The 19,324-nt window shown below is 56.1% G+C and carries 20 protein-coding genes and 2 pseudogenes; 18 read left to right on the top strand and 4 right to left on the bottom strand.

The genetic code is table 11. The features are described from left to right. The first annotated feature begins 169 nt into the window (after positions 1-169). Positions 170-1,675, top strand: a complete 1,506-nt coding sequence (istA, locus tag M5D89_RS10155) for an IS21 family transposase (RefSeq protein WP_248885659.1) — start codon at positions 170-172, stop codon at positions 1,673-1,675. Continuing rightward, positions 1,665-2,396, top strand: a complete 732-nt coding sequence (gene istB, locus M5D89_RS10150) for an IS21-like element helper ATPase IstB (RefSeq protein WP_283102980.1) — start codon at positions 1,665-1,667, stop codon at positions 2,394-2,396. The genes istA and istB overlap by 11 nt, the downstream gene beginning before the upstream one ends. An 819-nt stretch (positions 2,397-3,215) precedes the next feature. On the opposite strand, the gene M5D89_RS14460 is transcribed toward istB, so the two are convergent. Further along, positions 3,216-3,827: a LexA family protein gene (locus M5D89_RS14460; protein ID WP_431307158.1), complete on the bottom strand. Its 612-nt coding sequence runs from the start codon at positions 3,825-3,827 to the stop codon at positions 3,216-3,218. Between the two features lie 85 nt (positions 3,828-3,912). On the opposite strand from M5D89_RS14460, the gene M5D89_RS10145 reads away from it, so the two are divergent. From M5D89_RS10145 to M5D89_RS10105, 9 genes are all read left to right on the top strand, one after another. Next, positions 3,913-4,158 carry a transcriptional regulator gene (locus M5D89_RS10145; RefSeq protein ID WP_248885712.1) on the top strand — a complete coding sequence of 82 codons (246 nt, stop codon included), beginning with the start codon at positions 3,913-3,915 and terminating at the stop codon, positions 4,156-4,158. A gap of 41 nt (positions 4,159-4,199) precedes the next feature. Next, on the top strand, positions 4,200-4,511 hold the full coding sequence (locus tag M5D89_RS10140; protein ID WP_248885711.1) for a hypothetical protein: 312 nt from the start codon (positions 4,200-4,202) through the stop codon (positions 4,509-4,511). A gap of 283 nt (positions 4,512-4,794) precedes the next feature. After that, entirely contained in the window at positions 4,795-6,000 is a 1,206-nt protein-coding gene (locus M5D89_RS10135; RefSeq protein WP_248885710.1) for a hypothetical protein, read from the top strand. Between the two features lie 46 nt (positions 6,001-6,046). Next, positions 6,047-6,577, top strand: coding sequence for a hypothetical protein (locus M5D89_RS10130; protein ID WP_248885708.1), 531 nt, complete (start codon positions 6,047-6,049; stop codon positions 6,575-6,577). Further along, a complete protein-coding gene (locus tag M5D89_RS10125) occupies positions 6,574-7,680 on the top strand; it encodes a hypothetical protein (protein ID WP_248885707.1) in 1,107 nt (368 codons plus the stop codon). The genes M5D89_RS10130 and M5D89_RS10125 overlap by 4 nt, the downstream gene beginning before the upstream one ends. Next, positions 7,677-8,576: a DNA adenine methylase gene (locus M5D89_RS10120; protein WP_283102984.1), complete on the top strand. Its 900-nt coding sequence runs from the start codon at positions 7,677-7,679 to the stop codon at positions 8,574-8,576. Before M5D89_RS10125 ends, M5D89_RS10120 begins: the two co-directional genes overlap by 4 nt. Then, a complete protein-coding gene (locus M5D89_RS10115) occupies positions 8,570-9,163 on the top strand; it encodes a hypothetical protein (protein WP_248885700.1) in 594 nt (197 codons plus the stop codon). Before M5D89_RS10120 ends, M5D89_RS10115 begins: the two co-directional genes overlap by 7 nt. Positions 9,164-9,215: 52 nt before the next feature. After that, complete coding sequence (locus tag M5D89_RS10110; protein WP_248885699.1) at positions 9,216-9,737, top strand: single-stranded DNA-binding protein; 522 nt, start codon at positions 9,216-9,218, stop codon at positions 9,735-9,737. Positions 9,738-9,858: 121 nt separating this feature from the next. Beyond that, positions 9,859-10,044 carry a hypothetical protein gene (locus tag M5D89_RS10105; protein ID WP_248885697.1) on the top strand — a complete coding sequence of 62 codons (186 nt, stop codon included), beginning with the start codon at positions 9,859-9,861 and terminating at the stop codon, positions 10,042-10,044. Here the strand turns inward: M5D89_RS10105 and M5D89_RS10100 are convergent. Both M5D89_RS10100 and M5D89_RS10095 read right to left on the bottom strand, forming a co-directional pair. Further along, the gene (locus M5D89_RS10100; protein ID WP_248885695.1) at positions 10,041-10,463 is read right to left on the bottom strand and encodes a YkgJ family cysteine cluster protein; all 423 of its coding nucleotides are present in this window, start codon (positions 10,461-10,463) and stop codon (positions 10,041-10,043) included. The genes M5D89_RS10105 and M5D89_RS10100 overlap by 4 nt on opposite strands. A gap of 29 nt (positions 10,464-10,492) precedes the next feature. After that, positions 10,493-10,636 carry a hypothetical protein gene (locus M5D89_RS10095; protein ID WP_248885693.1) on the bottom strand — a complete coding sequence of 48 codons (144 nt, stop codon included), beginning with the start codon at positions 10,634-10,636 and terminating at the stop codon, positions 10,493-10,495. Positions 10,637-10,925: 289 nt separating this feature from the next. On the opposite strand from M5D89_RS10095, the gene M5D89_RS10090 reads away from it, so the two are divergent. Further along, the gene (locus tag M5D89_RS10090) at positions 10,926-11,882 is read left to right on the top strand and encodes an IS5 family transposase (RefSeq protein ID WP_248886464.1); all 957 of its coding nucleotides are present in this window, start codon (positions 10,926-10,928) and stop codon (positions 11,880-11,882) included. Between the two features lie 221 nt (positions 11,883-12,103). Continuing rightward, a pseudogene (locus tag M5D89_RS10085) lies at positions 12,104-13,066 on the top strand (IS5 family transposase). Positions 13,067-13,353: 287 nt separating this feature from the next. Here M5D89_RS10085 and M5D89_RS10080 read toward each other — a convergent pair. Beyond that, a pseudogene (locus M5D89_RS10080) lies at positions 13,354-13,560 on the bottom strand (transposase); the annotation flags it as partial. On the opposite strand from M5D89_RS10080, the gene M5D89_RS10075 reads away from it, so the two are divergent. From M5D89_RS10075 to M5D89_RS10055, 5 genes are all read left to right on the top strand, one after another. Beyond that, positions 13,489-13,830 (top strand): hypothetical protein, encoded by a 342-nt coding sequence (locus tag M5D89_RS10075; protein ID WP_346347715.1) that lies wholly within the window; start codon positions 13,489-13,491, stop codon positions 13,828-13,830. The pseudogene M5D89_RS10080 and the gene M5D89_RS10075 overlap by 72 nt on opposite strands. A 214-nt stretch (positions 13,831-14,044) precedes the next feature. Next, positions 14,045-14,818 (top strand): PilZ domain-containing protein, encoded by a 774-nt coding sequence (locus M5D89_RS10070; RefSeq protein ID WP_248885691.1) that lies wholly within the window; start codon positions 14,045-14,047, stop codon positions 14,816-14,818. Positions 14,819-14,820: 2 nt separating this feature from the next. Continuing rightward, positions 14,821-15,045 (top strand): hypothetical protein, encoded by a 225-nt coding sequence (locus M5D89_RS10065; protein ID WP_248885689.1) that lies wholly within the window; start codon positions 14,821-14,823, stop codon positions 15,043-15,045. Then, positions 15,038-17,275, top strand: a complete 2,238-nt coding sequence (locus M5D89_RS10060; protein WP_248885688.1) for a putative bifunctional diguanylate cyclase/phosphodiesterase — start codon at positions 15,038-15,040, stop codon at positions 17,273-17,275. Before M5D89_RS10065 ends, M5D89_RS10060 begins: the two co-directional genes overlap by 8 nt. 9 nt (positions 17,276-17,284) lie before the next feature. Next, the gene (locus M5D89_RS10055) at positions 17,285-19,258 is read left to right on the top strand and encodes a diguanylate cyclase domain-containing protein (protein ID WP_248885687.1); all 1,974 of its coding nucleotides are present in this window, start codon (positions 17,285-17,287) and stop codon (positions 19,256-19,258) included. The last annotated feature ends 66 nt before the right edge of the window (positions 19,259-19,324 follow it).

Here is a 19,324-nt window from a genome sequence, read left to right as displayed (position 1 = left end):
CTCGAACGGAGTCAAGAATGGGCGATTTTTGGCCCTTTCACAAGTCGGGATTTGGGGGGATGTTAATCAGCGTGCAAAAGTGAACAGGTGCAGGTAGGAATCAGCGTCGAAAACTGAACACCTGCTACCCTCTCGGGATTTGGCCCGGGAGGTACCTGGAGTGCTTTGCATGGAAACGATTGCCAAGATTCGCCTGCTGTACCACGTTAAGAAGAAGTCCATCAGCGAGATAGCCCGGCAGTTTCGCTTGTCGCGGAACACGGTCTACAAGTACCTGCACCACGATGGAGATGTCCCCAAGTACACCCGCCGGTCCTCGGCGAAGCCCCAACTCGGGCCTCATGAGGCCATTCTGCAGAAGTGGGTGGAGACCGAATCGCATCTGCCCCGCAAGCAGCGTCGGACGGCGCGCCGACTCTTTGAGGATCTGCGCAAGGAGGGCTATACCGGGGCCTACGATAGCGTCCAGCGCTGGGTGAAGCACTGGAAGGTCGTTGAGCATCCGGGCGTGCAGAAGGCCTATATCCCTCTAGTCTTTCGCCCTGGCGAGGCCTATCAGTTCGACTGGAGCACCGAGACGGTCGTTTTGGGCGGCGTGACGCACACCGTGAAGGTGGCGCAATTTCGGCTCACCCATAGCCGGATGTCTTTCGTTCGGGCCTATCCCAGGGAGACCCAGGAAATGGTCTTTGCCGCCCACCAGGAGGCCTTTGCCGCCTTTGGCGGGGTGCCCGAGCGGGGGATTTACGACAACCCCAAGACCATTGTCGACATGGTCTACCGCAAGCTCGTTGAGGGACAAGATCGGGAGTTCAATCCCCGGTTCCTGGCGATGATGAACCACTATCTCATCGACCCCACCGCCTGCACGGTGGCGGCCGGCTGGGAGAAGGGGCAGGTCGAGAACCAGGTGGATACGCTGCGCAAGTGGTTCTTCACCCCCACGCCGCGCTTCGATGACATCGACCAGCTCAATGCCTGGCTCTGGCAACAGTGCGTGGAACGCGCGCAGAGCGAGGCTCACCCCGAGCAGAAGGACCGCAGCATCTGGGAAGTCTTCCAGGAGGAGCAGTCCTCCCTGCGCGCCTTTCGGGCAACCTTCGATGGATACGTCGAGGTGCGGGCGCGGGTGTCCAAGACCTGCCTGGTGACGGTGGATCGGAACCAGTACAGCGTGCCGGCCCAATACGCGGGCCAGTACCTGCAGGTACGCCGCTATGTGGACCGTATCCTGGTCCTGCACGAAGGCCAGGCGGTGGCCAGCCATCGGCGGCATATGGGGCGCGGCCAGGTCTTCACGGATGTCATCCACTACCTGGATGTCCTGGAGCGCAAGCCCGGTGCCCTGCGCAACGGGCGCCCCTTCCAGGAGCTGCCTCGCGCCATCACCTCAGTGCGTCAACGGCTGCAAAGCAAGCCCTTGGGGGATCGGGAGTTCGTCACCGTACTCCTGATGGCACGGGAATACGGCATCGACAATCTGGAAACCGCCTGCGCCATGGCCCTGGAGCAGGGTGCCGTGAATGCCGCGGTGGTACTGAACCTTATGCATCGTTTGGCGAATCCGCTGCCCCCGGCCCCGGTGTGTACGCCGGAGGCTCTGCGTTTGCAGGATGAGCCCCGTGCGGACTGTGCCCGCTACGACTTGCTGCGGGGGAATGCCTATGTCCACTGAGCTGCTGCAATCCCTGCGTGCTCTGCATCTCTATGGCATGGCCCTGGCGGTGGAGGATTGGATGGACCAGCGCCTACCTCAGGATCCCGAGACGTGGTTGGGGCAACTCCTCGCCGCGGAAAGCCAGGAACGCAGCAATCGTAGCCTCCTCTACCAGATGCGTACCGCACGTTTCCCCGCCCAGCGCGGCCTGGAAGACTTCGACTTTACCGAGAGTCCCGTGGACCAGAAGGCGCTACAACGACTTGCCGAGGGCCACAATCTGGGCGCCGCCCACAACATCATCTTCGTCGGTGGTACTGGGACCGGGAAAACCCATCTCGCACTGGCTCTCGGACACGCTGCCATCTACCAGGGCCATCGTGTGCGCTGGTTCAACGTCGTCGATCTGGTCAATCAATTGGAGCAGGAAAAGACCCGTGGCCAGAGTGGCCGCCTGGTCAAAACCCTGCTGAACATGAACCTCGTCGTCCTCGATGAGCTGGGCTACTTACCCTTCTCCGAGTCCGGTGGCGCCTTGCTCTTTCACCTGATCAGCAAGCTCTACGAGCACACCGCGCTGATCGTCACCACGAACCTCTCCTTCGGGGAATGGGTCCAGGTCTTCGGCGACGCCAAGATGACCACCGCCATGCTCGATCGCCTCACCCACCACTGCGACATCATCGAGACAGGGAACGACTCCTACCGCTACAAACAGCGCCGCTCTCTCCCCCTCTGAAACTGTTCAAAATTGGACGCTGACACCTGTTCAAATTTCGACGCTGATTGACACTGGACTTGGCCTCGTGCGTAGCAATAGCCGTCATGACCGTATCGATGGCGGCTTGCGTAGTGCAGATCCGCCCTCCCCGCCCATACCAGTAGGGTACACCATGCTCATCCAACCACTTCATGGCATCGGATCGCCTAGAGTATCCCAACCACTCCAACAGCCCTTCTTCTCGAATCAAGCTATCCATATTGCTCACCCGATCCAGCAACGCGCATCCGGGGCGTGAGCCAGGCAGGCACCCCAGCAATCCAAAAGGCTACCCTTTGGGCAGAGCAATGTATATCCGCGCCGCTGGAGCTGCCTCGGCGACGCCCAGTAGTCCACACGCAATCCTTGCACATGCAAGGACATGACGCCTTCAACAGGTTTTGCCTCGCGAACGGGCAACACCCGACCATTCGGGTGGCGCACGATGCCCAGGAAAGAACTGGTTTCTGGATGATCCACCATCACAACACCACCTTCCGCACCCATCCAGCGCGGCTGATCATGCCGTTCAGGTTCGTGACGAGGGTATCCCGATCAAAGAGAAAAGTCAGGGTGGCGCCATCGTGGTAGTGAACTGCCACACGGATAGGCGATGTCCGGTCAAGAATCTCCCGAGGGGCAAGAGGGGAACCCATCACTCGGATTAGTGAGTTGAATGTTGTCTGCGGGTTGTTCATGCCTAGCTCCATGCTGAGTGGCGATGGAGGAAGTATAACTTTAGTTATCGTTTAGTCAACATCCCAAGTTTTCAGGCATGGGACTTATGAACCGCCATAGTCATCGCAAGTCCCGATATGAATGCACTGCAACACCAACAATTTCGCACGCCCCCAACGCTTTGGTTGGGAATTGCGGATTATCTGGAACCAGCAACCATTCATCGCCATCTTGAAGCAATCGCTTCATGGTCGCCTCATTGTCACCATTCCGAACCACGACAATATCTCTATGCCTAGGCTGCGCTTCAGGATCTATCAAGACGATATCGCCCTCGCTAAGGGTTGGAGACATGCTGTTACCAGAAACGCGAAGATAGAACGCCAAGCATGAAACCATCTTTGGACTTGGAGCCCATTGAACAGCAGGGTCCTGCCGTGCCCGTTCTATAATCTGATCCGGCGCCCCGCAAGGCACCGAACCGAGAATTGGATACCAAGCTCTAATGTCTGGGCCAGGCAGAACCCCGTCAAGCATCCCCCCTTTCCCGGTCACCAGCCATTCTGGGCTTACACCGCAGGCGAACGCAATTTGCGCAGCAAATCTTGACCCAGAAGCCCCATTTTCTAACTTCTGGTATCCGGGTTGCGACATCCCCACGGACTCAGACAAAGAGCGCTGCGACAGCCCCGCATGCTCCCTCGCCTTCTTTAATCGCTCAGAAAAGTTCATGGGCACAGTGTATAACTCCGGTTATAAGATATCAACACCCCTAGGTTATTGATCTGCCCGATAACCTAAGCTATATTTTTGACGCATGAGCATTCACGACCAAATTTCGAGAGCGCTATCTTTCGCAGGCTCCCAGAAAGCCCTAGCGCTTATTGCCGGAGTGACACAGCCAGCAGTAAGCGGTTGGGTGACCGGGAGGAAACAGCCAAGCGTGCTAAGTGCCATCCGCATCGAGGCCGCGACCGGCGGGCTCGTGACTAGGTCGGACTTGCGTCCGGACATCTGGCCGCCAGAGCAGAAACAGGAACATCCAGACCAAGGGGCCGCGTGATGACATCGGGATCGACAATGGTAGGCAGGGGGCGCTCCTATATGCGCGATAAAACCATGACCATACTATCGGGGTCCCCGATTGAAATGGCACGCAAGGCGCATGGGCGCATCTTGCAGTCCATGCAAGAGCCAGGCAGCCAACTTGCATTAGCGAAAGCTCTAGGGGTCTCTCAAAGCAAAAACGAAGCGCTCAAAGATGCCCTTGCCCTGATCTACCTGAACGGGTTCAAGGTTGTTGATGAGGATGCAGTCACCATCCGTTCTGAAGTCCTCCAGTTCCTGCGCCAAAGGATGTCGCGGGTCCTGGTCGACGACGAGATGGCCAAAATCCTGTCCGTGGGTGAGGTATGAAAAATCGCTCACCTTCCCACCGCCCGGATCTCGCCCTTCAGGCTTCGCGCGAAGCCGCCCAACAGATTACTACCGAAAGGCGGGAAGGGGTTCCCAATTGCTCAAGCGTGATGGTCACGTATCGATCGATGACTTTGTGTCTGCCGCCCAGGTGCGGATGTTGGCACGGGGAAGAATCGGATGAGACCCACTTCTATGCCAGAAAACGGGGGCATCCGAACTGTGTTTTGGCCGCGCGGTCATGTCTGGCGCCTATTCTGCTGGCTGATGAGGCTGAAAAACCATGTCCAATGACGCACGCCTGAACACAGGGATTCTGCAACACCCAAAATCCAAAAAGCTGAACCGGAAATTTGGTCCGCAAGGTCCCTTGTCATTTATCGCGCTGATCCTCTGGGCCGCAGCCAATCGCCCTGATGGCGATCTCGCCGGCATGGATGCTGACGACATTGAGTTGGCTATCGATTGGCCTCTAGATCCTGGGATTTTTTTCGAGGCGCTGATCCAACTTCGGCTATTGGATGAAATCGAGCCCGGCCATTACCTCATCCACGACTGGCAGGACCACAACCCATGGGCTGCCGGATCGGAAAATCGATCGCAGCAGGCACGATTTGCCGCGCTCGTAAAAAGATACGGGCGAGCAAAAGCCGAACAAATGATCCAGCAGTGCTCTGGACATCAAACAGCGGTGCTAACACCTTCGACGGGCAATGCCGAAAAGCACATCGAGCAGCAGCCGCAGCAAACATCGGCAGAGCCATCAGCAGACAAGAGATGTGCGGAAATCATAGAAGAGCAATGCTCGGAAGAACAATCAGTTATGCTCATTTCTGCCCACAGCAGTGCTGTCAGCACAAACGAGCAGTGCTGCCAGCACAATTCAGCAGTGCTCGCGGCAGACTTGAGCACTGCCCCGTCTCCGTCTCCGTCTCCGTCTCCGTCTCCGTCTCCGTCTCCGTCTCCGTCTCCGTCTCCGTCTCCGTCTCCGAAACAGTCTGACCCACCATCTTACACTCGGCATCCACCTCGTCTGGGGGACCAGTCACCGCCTGGGGTTTTGGCGCAAGCTGGGAAGCATGCATCCCGCTTTGCCGAATTCTGGGACGCTTACCCGAAGAAAGTGGCCAAGCCAGAAGCCATGAGGCGTTGGAAAACCAAAAGGTTGGACGTTCTAGCCGATGACATTTTGCACGACCTGAGCGACCGACTGAGCAGAGACCCTGCCTGGCAAAGGGGATACATCCCGAATCCGGCAACGTACCTGAACCAGGACCGATGGACCGACGAACTTCTACCAATTCCGCAACCGACAACCGCCATGGAGTCTGCCAATGGAACCCGTCAGCAAAACTCTCCACGTTCTAAGCTCTCGCTTGTCGAGCAGGTCCGCGACGCAAGCAATACCTGGGTCGAGCGGCAAACCAGAGAAGACAGAACCATCGACATATCCGCAGCGCATGGCGCAAATCTGGTCTCGCATGACTGAGATTTACGGGCACAAATGGACCAGCATGTACGGGCTGGAGCCTGTCTTGTCTTGGTCCGCAGCCCTTGCCGACCTGACGGGCGAACAACTTGCCGCGGGATTCCGGTGGTGTGCTATCGATCGTAGCGACCCGTGGCCGCCATCCCTTCCAGAATTTCGCCATGCTTGCCTGATGGCGAACCATGGCAAGGAACTTCAGGGGGTAATGGCCTATCGTGCTGCCATGGCATACGCCAGCGCCGTTCAGTATGGCAGGGAAATTCGGGCGACACCTGCAGCCGTGATTGAGGCGGTACGCCAGGCGACGGCATTGGCGTTGATCATCACTTCGGCAGAAAAAAGCCAGTCCCTTTTTGCCTACCACTACGACCAGGTCTTGCGGGCCATTCGATCCGGCAAAACCTTTGCGCATGACCTACCCAAAGCATTTCCACCACAAGCCTGTGATACCAGCCCTGCAGTCGTTGACGAATGGTGCAGCAAGCTCAAGGAAATTCTGGGCGGCGCATGGGTAGCGCAACGGGATAGAGGCGTGTCGGGGCGCAATTATGAAACATCACAGGGAGAACCAAAATGAGTAACATCATCCGCGATAACCTGCGTCGTCATCTGGTGGACCTTGGAGCCTTTTTCGAGAGCCCAAGATGCTTTCTGGAAAAACTGCAAGGCAACCGTTTCGAGTATCTGGGCTACGACTGCAGCACGCAGGTTGCCATACGCCTGGTCCGCTGGTCACGAGCCATAGATCTGACCCCGATCCAAACTCACGTCATGAACCAGATTCTGGACGCAGCCATCAGGAAGGGATCGGTGGTTGTAAAACACCGAATTCGGTCCACCAGTTGGTTTATACCCTCTTCCGGGGATCTCGATGACCTGTCCTGGTCTGTGGCATCGAAAGCCCTTGAGCACCTGACCGAAACCCACAATTTCTCTGGGCAAAATGGTGGACCGGTTATTCCCAATCCATCCATTCTGGCATTTGTTGCGGCCAACACCCGGTTTTTGTCGCGAGAAGCCATGGAGCACTTTGTTTACCACAAGCGATGCACTGCAGAGGAAGACCGTGGCAGCAATGATTCCGCTCCGTCAGGATTTTTGCTGGAGACCTACATCCGCCAGCAAAAGAGTCTCCTGAAACACAAGACAGGAAAGGAAAGAGTCGCTGCGGAAAACAAAATACGGGAATTGACAGCACGACTGTATGGCATGCGCTCAGAAATTCGCCTTTCCCTCCTGGAAGAGGAAGGCGAGGATCAGGATCGCTCTCAGCACCTGTCCTCAGCAGACTTGATGGATCTTGCCTATTACGATGACTATGAAGTGGATCGTCCAGTGTTTACGGATCAGGAGCAGTCGTTTCTGGATTACCTGTTCCAGATTGGTGAGAAGGAAATGTCCGCCAGAGACCTGATCCCCGCACTGATCGAGGCCCATGAGTTCCGTGCCATTCATGCCTTGTTGCGCGTGCTCAAAGATCCTGGACTGGAAGAGCAAGCACAAATCCTGAGCGACCTCATGGGACATCGACCGCTCAGCGACATCCGCAAGCAGATCCTGCGTCCCAGAAAGACCGATTCTGTGCAAATTTTGCAGCTCCTAAGCGCCTGCAAGCGTTATGTCTCGGACGAGATCGCGGAACAGGAAATCGAACACTATGCGATGGCCTGCGGGGCATGATCATGGACCCAATTTTCCCATGGATTGGAGGTAAAACCCGGTTGGCTGGGGAGATACTAGCGAGGCTCCCCCAGCCACACAGGGAGAGGACCTATGTCGAGCCTTTTTTCGGCGGTGGCGCCGTCTATTTTGCCCAGCACCCTGCCGGCGTTGAAGTGATCAACGATCGCAACCGGGAAGTGATCCTCTTCTTCCGCATGCTGCGGGATCATGCCGACGAGCTGGTCCAGTACCTGCAGAATACCCCCTACTCCCGCGAAATCTTTTATGCCTGGCGCAAAGCAATACCGGAAACCCTGCCAGAAATTGAACGGGCTGCACGTTTTTTCTATGTCGCTCGATCTGCATTCTCTGGACAATCCACGGGGCGTACTCCGTCCTGGGCCTTTGCAAGGATTGCAGACAACCGGGCGCGAGCACTGTCCGCCGTCATTGACGGGGAACTGTTGCAGGTCCGGGATCGCCTGCGCAATACGGTGATCGAGCATGATGATGCTGTCCGTGTGATTCAGCGATACGACTCTGAATATGCAGTGATCTATTGCGATCCGCCTTATGTCCTGGAGACCAGGAGTGATGGTGGGTACGAGCATGAAATGGATGCTCTGGATCATGAGCAGTTGTTGTCCACATTGAAGCACTCAGATGGCTATGTGGCGGTTTCTGGTTATCCATCGGAGTTATATCGGGATTTACTGGAAACAGAAAAAGGTTGGTCCTTCGTGGATTTTGATGTGGTTTGCCGAGCAAACCGGTCTACACAGGTAAGGGACGGTATTGACCGATCCCGCATTGAGAGATTGTGGCTGAACCCCAGGTTGACCGAATGGAATGCCGGAAGGGGGACCCGTCGGCAGGTATCTCTTTTTGATTTTGAGGACGCTACGGCGTGTTGAGGAAATACCGTTTTGTGTTGGATGCCGATGGCGTATTGTTGAATTTTGACCGCGCCTGGCGCGGCTGTACTGAGAGGGTGCTGGATCGCCGCATGGAAGTCGTTGATCCTGTTTACGACCTGGGCGCCCGATATGGCTTACCCACGGCATCTGTCGCCAAAGCGTGGGCCGCGTGGGATGTCACAGAGGGTTGGCGCCGGGTACCCCCGATTCAGGAAGGGATCACTGTTGCCCGGATGCTTTTGGACATGGGTCATTCGGTGACGGTGTTGACCTGCCTGCCGAATGAGTATGCCGAGCAGCAGCGGCGATGGTGTTTGGACCGCTGGGGTCTATCCGGCGCGCAGATGATCGCCGTGCGTGCCACAAAGAAGGGAGGGCTATCACAGTGTCGCCCGCATTTCTTCGCAGACGATCTTCTGGTTCACTGCGTGGAGGCCCGCGATGTGATGGTGCCATTCATTGCCCGAATTCGGTATTGCGAGCAGGAGGAAACTCCCGATGGCATCCATGAATTTGGCGGGCTGGAAGAAGCGGTGGGATCGTTTTTCCGGCAAGTGGGTTATCCCCTGCCACGGCTTGGCTGACCCATAGTTGATCTATACCACAATGGACTGATATTCAGGAGGGAACGCGGATATGTCGGGTGTCAATAAGATGATCTTGTTGGGGTATCTCGGGCAAAACCCAGAGATGCGATATATGCCAGATGGGAAGGCCGTGGCGACGCTTTCCATTGCAACGAGCGAGTCCTTCAAGGATCGTGATGGGAATCGCCAGGAGCGCACAGAGTGGCACCGTGTTGTACTTTGGGGCCGCTTGGCAGAGATTGCCGGGGAGTACCTCAGAAAGGGAAGTCAAGCCTATGTTGAGGGCCGGATTCAGACCCGGAAATGGACCGACCGGGATGGACAGGATCGATACACCACTGAAATTGTGTGCGACCGCCTGAATCTCATTGGTGGGCGCCATGATCCTGAATCTGGAAACAGTGCAGGCACCCATCGCGGACAGTCCGGATCTGGTGCAAGCGCCCTTCCCCCTGCAGGCCCTGACCCTCAGTATTTGGGGGACGACCCGGACGACGAGATCCCGTTCATCACCTGCGCAGTGGTGGAGGGTGTTGACCGCCACCGGCGCCGGGCAGAACGATGGCTGTAAGCTATCCTGCCAGACGCTGATCTATACCCCTGTGTTGTAGCGGTTGTTTTGCGGCTATTAGCCAGCCCCGTGCTGGCTTTTTTGGTTAATTGCATCCTGGCCGGGCAAGGGAGAATTGAAAATGAAGCAGTTTTCTATGAAAGGTCTTAAAAACCACAAGGCTGTAATTGGAAAGACCAGATATGGGATGATAACTATTCAAGAACAAGGCAAGCCGTTTTTTACATTCCATCCTGCCGATAAGGCGAACATAGAGGCGAAAAAGTCTAACAACTACTTTATGGTGGCGAACCATTTCCAAGACTAATCCGGGAACCAATCACGTATATCGCGTTTTCCGCGCGGCGCACAGACACTATCAGTAAGCATAAAAAACGCACGCTGCACATTTTCATAGAAACCAACGCCCAAACCACCAGATACCCCATACAGTTGGTGGGGAATATCTGGTGTAGAGCAATACGAAGGATCATCAAGGGTATGTAAAGTACGACATACTATTGGTCGATATTCATATATTCCACATTCACCTTTTTTCAGCAAGAATGGACAATCCGAGTTATGATTAGTTGTAATAGAATTACCAATATCAATATTCTTATTGGTTTTTAGAGAGATATATTTAGCCTCTAGGCGACCAACCACAACATCATATTTGCAACAATGACTGCACCCCTTTTGGCAAACTGAGAAAGATGAAAATAATTCATCCGCAAATCTCTGCATTGCAGTATATATTGCAGATATTTTATTTTCTATTGAATTTTTCCGTTAATCTCACTTTCAAGAAATATTCCGATATCATCCATCAGCTTGTTTGGTATTTTTGGCAACTTAACCAAGTCTTCTTTTTTTCTAAATTTCACTTTCGCTTGCCGCTTATCACTGGCGGATTTCATAGTTGGTTCCTTGTTGCATGCTTGGCACCAATGGTGCCATCTCTGGATTTATGGGTCTGCAATATGAACCTTCAATAACGACTTGAGAAACCAGTTCAGGCAGGCAGTCTTCGTCCGAGCAGAATGAAGGAAACTGATGCAAAAAAATGTTCAGATATTGGTAATAATATAATTGACATTAGCTGGTTATGGAATAGTATGTTCCACTAAGGAATCTCTGCACAACTCAATCTGATATAATCTGAGCCATAGCAGCAAGGGACCGGAGGCAATACACATGGCAGGGCAGATGACGTTTGCGGAAAACGCAGGGTTGGAACGCCGGCACAAGGAGACCAAACGAGAGCGTTTCCTCCGGGAAATGGATCAAGTAGTTCCTTGGCAACGGCTGGTTGCCCTCATTGAGCCCTGCTATCCCAAGGCCGGTCCCCGTGGGGGGCGCAAACCCATGCCCCTAGAACAGATGCTGCGCATCCATTTCTTGCAGCAGTGGTATGCCTACTCCGACCCTGGCATGGAAGAAGCCCTGCACGAAATTCCCTTGCTGCGCTCCTTTGCCGGCATCGACACTGGCCGTGACCTGATCCCCGACGAGTCCACCATTCTGCGTTTTCGTCGCCTGCTGGAAAAGCACGGCTTGGCGCAACAGATTTTTGCCGAGGTCCAAGAACTGCTGGACGCCGCGCACCTCATTCTCCAGGAAGGCAAGATGGTGGATGCCACCCTCATTCATGCCCCCAGCTCCACCAAAAACCGTGACCACAAACGGGACCCGGAGATGCATCAAACCAAGAAAGGGAATCAGTGGTATTTCGGCATGAAGGCCCATGTGGCGACGGACACCCAAGGCCTGGTCCAGAGCGTTGAGGTCACGGCTGCCAATGTCCCGGACCATCAAGTGTTGGAAGACCTACTCACCGGCGACGAGCCAGTCGTTCTGGCGGATCGAGGCTACGACTATCCCCAGGTTCACGAATTTCTGAAAGGGCACGGCATTCAGGATGCCGTCGCCCGGCGGCGTTATCCGGGTCAGCAAAAGGGGCTACAAGCCCTGCAGCGCTTCAATCGTAGCGTGGCACGCCTTCGCGCACGGGGGGAACATGCCTTTCGCGTCTTGAAGTGCCAGTTTGGCTTCCGCAAGACCCGCTATCGAGGACTGACCAAGAATGGCGCTCAACTGACCACACTGTTTGCCCTGGTCAACCTCTACATGAAGCGACGAGAGCTATGCTGGCTAGAGGCGTAATCCGTCCAAAGAGGGGAAAATGGGCCAGCGCAGAGGCCGCAGGGTGCCCTTTTGCCCCTCTGGGGGCGAAAATGACGATTTTCGTCGCCGAAAGTCGATCTGTGTGTCAAACGCTATGCAAAACCCGACGATTTTTAGGGCCAGTTCAGAGGTTCCCTAAGGAGTTTCTGATCTAGGGCTCTGGTATACTGATTGGCGTCAGGGATGCGGAGGAAAGTGACATGTCTGGGCAGATGACCTTTGCGGAACAGCAGGATCTTTCCCGTCGCCGGAAGCAGACCAAGCGGGAGCGCTTTCTGGCGGAGATGGACGCCGTCGTTCCCTGGGCACGGCTGGTGGCCCTGATTGAGCCGCACTATCCTCGCGGTGGCCGTGGGCGCAAACCGATGCCATTGGAGCGGATGCTGCGCATTCACTTCCTACAGCAATGGTACGCCTATTCCGATCCCGGCATGGAGGAAGCACTCTATGAAATCCCGCTGCTGCGACAATTCGTAGGCATCGATCTGGGCCGAGACTGGGTTCCCGATGAAACGACCATTCTCAAATTCCGGCGCCTGCTGGAACGCCAGGATCTGGCTTCGGCCATCTTCGCCGAGGTGCAAGGGGTCCTGCGAGAGAAAGGTCTGCTGCTTGCCGAAGGCAAGATGGTAGACGCCACCCTCATCCATGCGCCGAGTTCCACCAAAAATCGGGACCAGAACCGGGATCCAGAGATGAGCTCGACGAAGAAGGGTAACCAGTGGTACTTCGGGATGAAGGCCCATGTGGCGACCGATCTGCAAGGCGTCGTCGAGGCGGTGGAGGTCACGGCGGCGAAGGTCCCGGACCACCAAGTGCTGGACCGATTGCTGACGGGAGAGGAAGCGGTAGTCCTTGCCGATCGGGGGTATGACTATCCGTCGGTCCATGAGTGCCTGGCCAAGCAAGGAACCCAGGATGCTGTGGCCTTGCGTCGATATCCGGGGCAAAAGACCGGATTGGCCGCTCTATAATGTTATAATCGGAGCGTGGCGCGGATACGGGCCCTGGGGGAGCACGCCTTTCGGGTACTGAAGTGCCAGTTCGGCTACCGCAAGACCCGCTATCGTGGACTGGCCAAGAATGGCGCCCAGCTGACCACGCTGTTTGCCCTGGTCAACCTCTACATGAAGCGACGAGAGTTATGCTGGCTACAGGCGTAATCCGTCCAAAGAGGGAAAATGGGCCAGTGCAAAGGCCGCGATTTCCCTGTTTGCCCATCCGGGGACAAAAAATGACGATTTTCGTCACCGAAATGGCTCCATGTGTCAAAAGCCGTGCAAACCCCCACAATTTTTGTGCCAGTTCAGAGGCTCCCTAAACCGATGAAGGAGCCTCGACCAATGAACAGTGGAGTGGCGGTTCACATCTCTCGGGGCTTCGGGGGCCTGAAGGAGGGTCAGCCTAGTTTGTTCTGGAAGACAGAACAGCGATTGTTCGAGGAAGCGACCGCGCTGGTGACGCCGTCGCGCAATCCGGTATCGACTTCATGCCGTTTAACCCATTCATGCAAGGTATGGGGCGAACAGCCGATCTTAGGAGCAATAGACTCCACTGCCGCCCAGGGCGAAGAATACTCGCCGCGGTGTTCCTGCACCATGCGCACCGCGCGTTCGCGAACTTCAGGGGAATATTTGGGTGCTTTAGCTTTGTTCATCATGGCTCCATTCTCTTGGAAAAAGGAGCCTCCTCAAAATCCGGGGTGGTTCAGATCATCGGAATCCGCGCCGTCGGGGACGGAAGCCACCTGAAATTGTTAATGGGCATTGGGCCAGATCAATTTGATGCCATCTGGTTTGGCGCAGTCCATGACGGCGTGATGCCTGTGGAAGCTGGGCAAATTGTCCACGTAGCTTATGAGCTGGAGGCAAATTACTTCCGAGACAAAACGCGATTGCAATTGCGGATCCGGCATGCGGCTACCTGATGTAATGAACTCATGCTTCTCTAATCGCTGACTCTATCGCTCACCTGTGCATGAGGAATCCGCCCGACAACTGTTTCTCTAGGCCCTTCTCGCCTAGGCGTGAGGGGGATGGGGTATTTGGATTTCTTGTATTGTGGCGAGAAAGAGAGGATGATATGTATCGAAAATGATACAATGATGTAACTCGGATAGAACAAAAACCTGGATGCAGGGTATGCCACTCAGCGAAGATGACACCGAACTGGCCTTGCTGCTCCCCCAGCGGGGAGACTTAGCCTTGGTCGACTTTCTCCCCTTGGTTTTCTTGGTGGGGTACCAGGAGTTGTTACTGCCGAATCCTGAAGACCTGGGAGCGGCGGAAGGACAGAGCGCAATTTTTTACACCCCCGAATCTGGCGACGCTGGCACGCTGTGTCACTTTCGTGGCTGGGAGGGGCGTGAATTTCTCTTGGAGACGGTGAATCCGTCGCTCGGAGAAGAACCTCCATTGCGCAAACCCCTGATCTTTCTTTTGGCACGTCCCAATATCCTGGGCTTCTTCGCCGGCTGGAAACATAGCGTCCAGGGAATACACTCCTTCGAGATCCCCACCCGCGTCCTTGCGAGATCGGCACGCAAACAACGACGGGTGCCGATCGAAGGGAATATCCTGATGCGAGCGAGGGATGGTCGCACCCTGTATGGGAAGTTGCATGATTTTAGTCCCAGCGGCGCGTCGATGTTCCTGGATAGAGAGCTTCTGGAGCCTGGAGAGACCGTTTTGGTAGAGTTCGAGATCCCGGAGTGTGGCACCTGTGAAACGGTGGCCACCGTGGTTCGACGAGAGTCGATCCTGCACCCGCTCTACCCTTACCTGTACGGCATCCACTTTACACTCACGGAAGCGCAGAAACGCAAGGCGGAACATCTGTACCTGTGTAAGAAGGGAGAACAGATCAAAAAAGTGATCACCTCCGCCCGGGACCGTTTTTCTGGGAGCATTCTGTAGCTGTGCGCAAGATTTTTTCCCTCGACGAAGCAAAGGACCAGCGTTGGCGGCGCCATTGTCTGGCGGAGCTGTCGAAGCGCTGGCGAATGCCGCCAGAACAGATCGTGGATGCTTTGTTGTTGGAGGCCTATCTCCAGGTGATTGTTGATGGCGCTAGGCCGCGTCCCGGAACGGAGAAAGGAGAGACCCTCTTCCCCCATGCTGAAACAGGAGATGAAGATGGGTGATCTCCCAGAGGAACTGCATTGGCTCTATCCTGAGTCAACCCTCACCCTGGCCGACAAGTGGGATCTTTGCCGCCTGCGCAAGAGCTTATCCCGTTCCTTTTCCCCAATCAGGCAACAATTGGCATCACTTTTCCTGTTCTGCAACAGCCCTGCCGGTACCGAGCAGCGGGAGGCGGTATGTCCCTACACGATAGCGTGGTTACGCCGGCTCTGTTCGGGGTCCTATGATCTGGCGTTTTGGGAAGAGCAGATTGCGCTTGGTGCACAACTAGCGCGGTCTGGAGTTCCCCGTCGAGTTCTATCACAAGCATTTACCCTGTTGCGAACCTGCTTGCTCGAAGCAAGCGATTGGGCGCCCCAGACAAGAATCCGCCCTCTCCCCTCCTCGGTTGCTCTACGCGTATTGGATGCTTGCCAATCCGCGCAGCAGTTTGGGCTAGAAAGAGAGCGGCATCATACCGTCGTACGTCAGCTGCGGGATTTGTTGCAGGAATTTGACTTCGCAGCCTTTTTTGAGAAGGCCGCGCAACTGGCCTGTGCCATTGCCGAGGCCGATGGTGCGGGATTGATTGTGCATGAAGAGGGAAAGCTTCAGTATCGGCTCTTCCATGGCTTGTCTGTGCGGTATCGAGACCTCGAGCACTGGGAATTTCCCGCGACAGAAGGGGTGTCGGGGGCCGCGCTTGCGCGGGAGGAGCCGATCTATCTTCCTGATTATCCACACAGCCCCTGGGCGATGGCGGAATTTGTGTTGGCTGGCCTCCAGTCCAGTCTGGCGATCCCCTTAGCCCGTACTGCGGAAGAGACCCCAGGCATTTTGGTGATTTCCTGGTTTCAGCAGCCTGGGCCGCTGCGGATTCCGGAGGACTCCTGGGACCATCTGCGGCTCCTCGCCGATCTGTTGGGCGCCAATCTGTACCGCGAACGCCTAGAGCAGCGGATGGAAGGGTTGGCGGTCCGAGATTTGCTGACCAATTTGCTCAATCGTCGGGCCTTGCAGGAGCGTTTGCGTGCCGCCATGGCGCGCTGCGACCGGCATCACCGCCTATTAGCCATCTTTTTTCTCGATCTCGATGGATTCAAGCCGGTGAATGACCAGTTGGGGCATCACCGCGGTGACGACGTGTTGTGCACCATTGCCGGGCAGTTGTGCGCCGTCGTGCGGACAGAGGACTGCGTGATTCGCTATGCGGGCGATGAGTTTGTGGTGCTCGTGGAAGACATTGCCAACGTCGAAGAAGTGGAAGCTGTCGCCGCCCGGATTGTACAGGCTGCGCAGTGCACCATAACAGCGGAGCAAACCCAATTGCAGGTCAGTGCCAGTATGGGGGCGGTGATTTATCCCTTCTCGGAGGGCGGGGCCGAAGACTTGACTCGCCAGGCCGATCTGGCCATGTACGCCGCCAAAGAGTTAGGAGGCAATACCTGGAAGCTGTATGGGCGCGACCTAATCGATACCCAACAGCCACAAGAGCCGCTCTATCAAGAGCTGTGCCTAGCGCAGCAGCGACAGGAATTCGAGCTCTTTTGGCAGCCGATCGTCGAGCTGACCGATCATACCGTAACGGGTGCAGAGGCGCTCTTGTACTGGCGACATCCGGAGCGAGGATTGCTGGGTCCGGAACATTTTTTGCCCAACCTGGAACGCTCCCGGATGATTCTGGAGGTTGGGCGGTGGGTCTTGGACACCGCGCTAGCGCAGGCAGAATCCTGGCAGAATCCGGAAAATCTCCTAGATATTCACATCAATCTGTCGGCAGTGCAGCTCGAGGAGGCCAGTTTCTCCGCTTTTGTACAAGCGGAGTTGGCGCGTCACCCAAAGATTTCTCCGGCGCGAGTGTGGCTGCAGGTTGTCGAGCGGGTCGCCTTACGCGACATCCCGGCCACGGCCGCGGTCATTCAGCGCTGCCGCCGCTTGGGCGTTCATTTTACGCTGGATGATTACCGCAGTGGCATTACGGCGTTAGGCTACTTGTCGGAGCTGGCCTGCGCCGGGATTAAGCTGGATCAAGACGTAATGCGGGACTTGGTGCAAAACACCGCGCAGGTCCATCACGTTCGCACCATGATGGATGTGGCGAGTGGCCTGTCACTAGAGGTGGTGGCGAAAGGAGTAGAGAATGAACAGGCGGCCGACTTGTTGCGGGACCTCGGGATCCGCAAAGCCCAGGGATACTGGTTTTCTCCGCCTATACCGGCTGTGGAAATGTCCACGCTCCTAGCGCGGTAGGGGACGAGTTTGGCAAAATCGGCATCTAGAACAACAGCGCCGTCGATCTTGTTTCACCCCCGACGTTTGTTTCATCTCTGGATGGTCTTCGTTGGACTGGTGCTCGCTGCCGGGTTCTATTGGGGATGGCAGACCTGGGAGGAGGTGGTTGGCAACGAATCCGAACACCTGCAGACGCTCAGCGTGGCCGTAGCGACGAGTACCCACGCCACCCTGCATGGCTTGCAGATTTCATTGCAGCTGTTAGATCACCAGTTGGAGGGGATTGCGGGCAGAGGAGCCTCCTCCCAAGCGTATCCGCTGTTGCACTGGTATCTGCAGATGCAGCCGCAGGTGGCTGCCGTCGGCATCGCCACTGCCGATGGTGGGATCTTCACCACCGGCAAACAGGGAAAGGCCCTGACCGCGCTGTGGCAAGAGTTGTCTCCGGCAAGGTCTTCATCTCCTACTGGGATTCCCTTGTCAGCGGGGCAGAGACACGCCCTACGTGCTTGTCTACAGAGCGCGCGCTTTTGTGTCGGGCCACCCGTAGAAATCCACACAAAGCCGGGGGATGCCGGGATCTGGACGATCCCGATGCGACAACCCAGCATTGGAAGATATCCAGCGCTCCTCATTTTACTTCCTCTGGCGCAAGGTCGACTGCCTTCTTGGCAACACTTGCCAATTCGCACCGAGGGTTCTCTCTATTTATTGCAAACCAACGGTTTTCTGGAGGCCCGGTTCCCGGTACCAACCGCGACGAGTTTTGCGGTACCACAATCCGGTATTGCGGTCCGCTATCTTCAATCCCATCCCAACCTACAATCGGGGACCTTCGTCGGCTTGGCCAAGGCGGCTGATCAATGGCGTATGGGTGCCATGGTTCGTGTGCCCGGATACCCCCTGGTAGCAGGCGTCGGGATTGGCTATATGACACTCTGGGCCCGCTGGTGGGACCTGTTTCAAGGGACCTTTTGGGGACTGTTGGTATTGCTTGGTCTCAGTATTTTGGGGTATCGCTATCTCCGCTCAATCGATCGGGAACGGGAAGGCGCAGCCCAGGCGCTGTGGGAAAATCGAGAGCGCGCCGAGGTGACCTTGCGCAGCATTGGCGACGCCGTTGTCGTAACGGACTACAACGGGCAGATCCGTGACGCGAATCCAGCAGCCGAACGTCTCTTGAATCTGTACTGTCCCGAAGACTGTGGACAGACGTTGAACCAGTTTCTGACGCGGGATGAGAGCGTAGAGAACGAGGGATCGCCGCACCCAGCAACGGAGTCTCCCCAGCGCGAACTCCAAACAACACAGTCGCCCGTCCAAGTGAACTCGGCCACGGGGGAGCCGCGATGGATTGAACGCAGCGCAGCGCCCATGCATGACCGAGAAGGGGGAGAGATCGGGATGGTATGGGTCTTGCGGGACGTTACTGAGCACCGACGCCTACAAGAGCAACTGGCCTACCAGGCGACCCACGATATGTTGACCAACCTGCCCAATCGTCGGTTGTTCCTCGCGCGTCTGGAACAATATCACGATCAGACCTTGTATCCAGGAAGCCTGATGGTAGGAATCCTGGATCTGGACGCCTTCAAGCAGCTCAATGATCGCTATGGGCATGGATTCGGTGATGCGCTGCTGCAGGAGGTGGCACAACGATTGCAGCAATTGGCGTGGGGTAGCCTGGATGTCGTTGCGCGTTTAGGAGGAGATGAGTTTGCTGTGCTCTTTCCCGGCATCGAGTCGATTGCTGTGGCGAAAGCCCGTGCACAGGCGGTGCTCGACACACTCCGCACGCCGCTGGAGGTAGAGGGGATGAACGTCCTGCTTTCCGCGAGCCTGGGGCTGACCTATTACCCCGCAGACGATACCGTCTCAGCGGAGTTATTGCGACATGCGGATCTCGCTTTGTATGCCGCTAAAGATGCGGGCAGAGACAGCTATCGCTTCTTTCACGAGGACATGGTGCGTATTCTGGACCATCGTGGGCAGCGATTCTGAACGATGGTGGGCGGTCATTCTGATCGATCGTGGGCACTGATTCTGTTTTGATCGTGGGCAGTTTTG

The organism is Acidithiobacillus acidisediminis, from assembly GCF_023277115.1.
Classification (GTDB): domain Bacteria; phylum Pseudomonadota; class Gammaproteobacteria; order Acidithiobacillales; family Acidithiobacillaceae; genus Igneacidithiobacillus; species Igneacidithiobacillus acidisediminis.
Note: the sequence above shows the minus strand (reverse complement) of the source record. Positions and strands in the feature narration are given on the sequence as shown.

Coding starts and splice junctions, on each gene's coding strand:
- M5D89_RS10145 (WP_248885712.1), top strand. CDS start 3,913: ATGAGCATTCACGACCAAATTTCGAGAGCGCTATCTTTCGCAGGCTCC.
- M5D89_RS10120 (WP_283102984.1), top strand. CDS start 7,677: ATGATCATGGACCCAATTTTCCCATGGATTGGAGGTAAAACCCGGTTG.
- M5D89_RS10060 (WP_248885688.1), top strand. CDS start 15,038: ATGGGTGATCTCCCAGAGGAACTGCATTGGCTCTATCCTGAGTCAACC.
- M5D89_RS10110 (WP_248885699.1), top strand. CDS start 9,216: ATGTCGGGTGTCAATAAGATGATCTTGTTGGGGTATCTCGGGCAAAAC.
- M5D89_RS10105 (WP_248885697.1), top strand. CDS start 9,859: ATGAAGCAGTTTTCTATGAAAGGTCTTAAAAACCACAAGGCTGTAATT.
- M5D89_RS14460 (WP_431307158.1), bottom strand. CDS start 3,827: ATGAACTTTTCTGAGCGATTAAAGAAGGCGAGGGAGCATGCGGGGCTG.
- istA (WP_248885659.1), top strand. CDS start 170: ATGGAAACGATTGCCAAGATTCGCCTGCTGTACCACGTTAAGAAGAAG.
- M5D89_RS10100 (WP_248885695.1), bottom strand. CDS start 10,463: ATGCAGAGATTTGCGGATGAATTATTTTCATCTTTCTCAGTTTGCCAA.
- M5D89_RS10125 (WP_248885707.1), top strand. CDS start 6,574: ATGAGTAACATCATCCGCGATAACCTGCGTCGTCATCTGGTGGACCTT.
- istB (WP_283102980.1), top strand. CDS start 1,665: ATGTCCACTGAGCTGCTGCAATCCCTGCGTGCTCTGCATCTCTATGGC.
- M5D89_RS10135 (WP_248885710.1), top strand. CDS start 4,795: ATGTCCAATGACGCACGCCTGAACACAGGGATTCTGCAACACCCAAAA.
- M5D89_RS10140 (WP_248885711.1), top strand. CDS start 4,200: ATGCGCGATAAAACCATGACCATACTATCGGGGTCCCCGATTGAAATG.
- M5D89_RS10090 (WP_248886464.1), top strand. CDS start 10,926: ATGACGTTTGCGGAAAACGCAGGGTTGGAACGCCGGCACAAGGAGACC.
- M5D89_RS10095 (WP_248885693.1), bottom strand. CDS start 10,636: ATGAAATCCGCCAGTGATAAGCGGCAAGCGAAAGTGAAATTTAGAAAA.
- M5D89_RS10070 (WP_248885691.1), top strand. CDS start 14,045: ATGCCACTCAGCGAAGATGACACCGAACTGGCCTTGCTGCTCCCCCAG.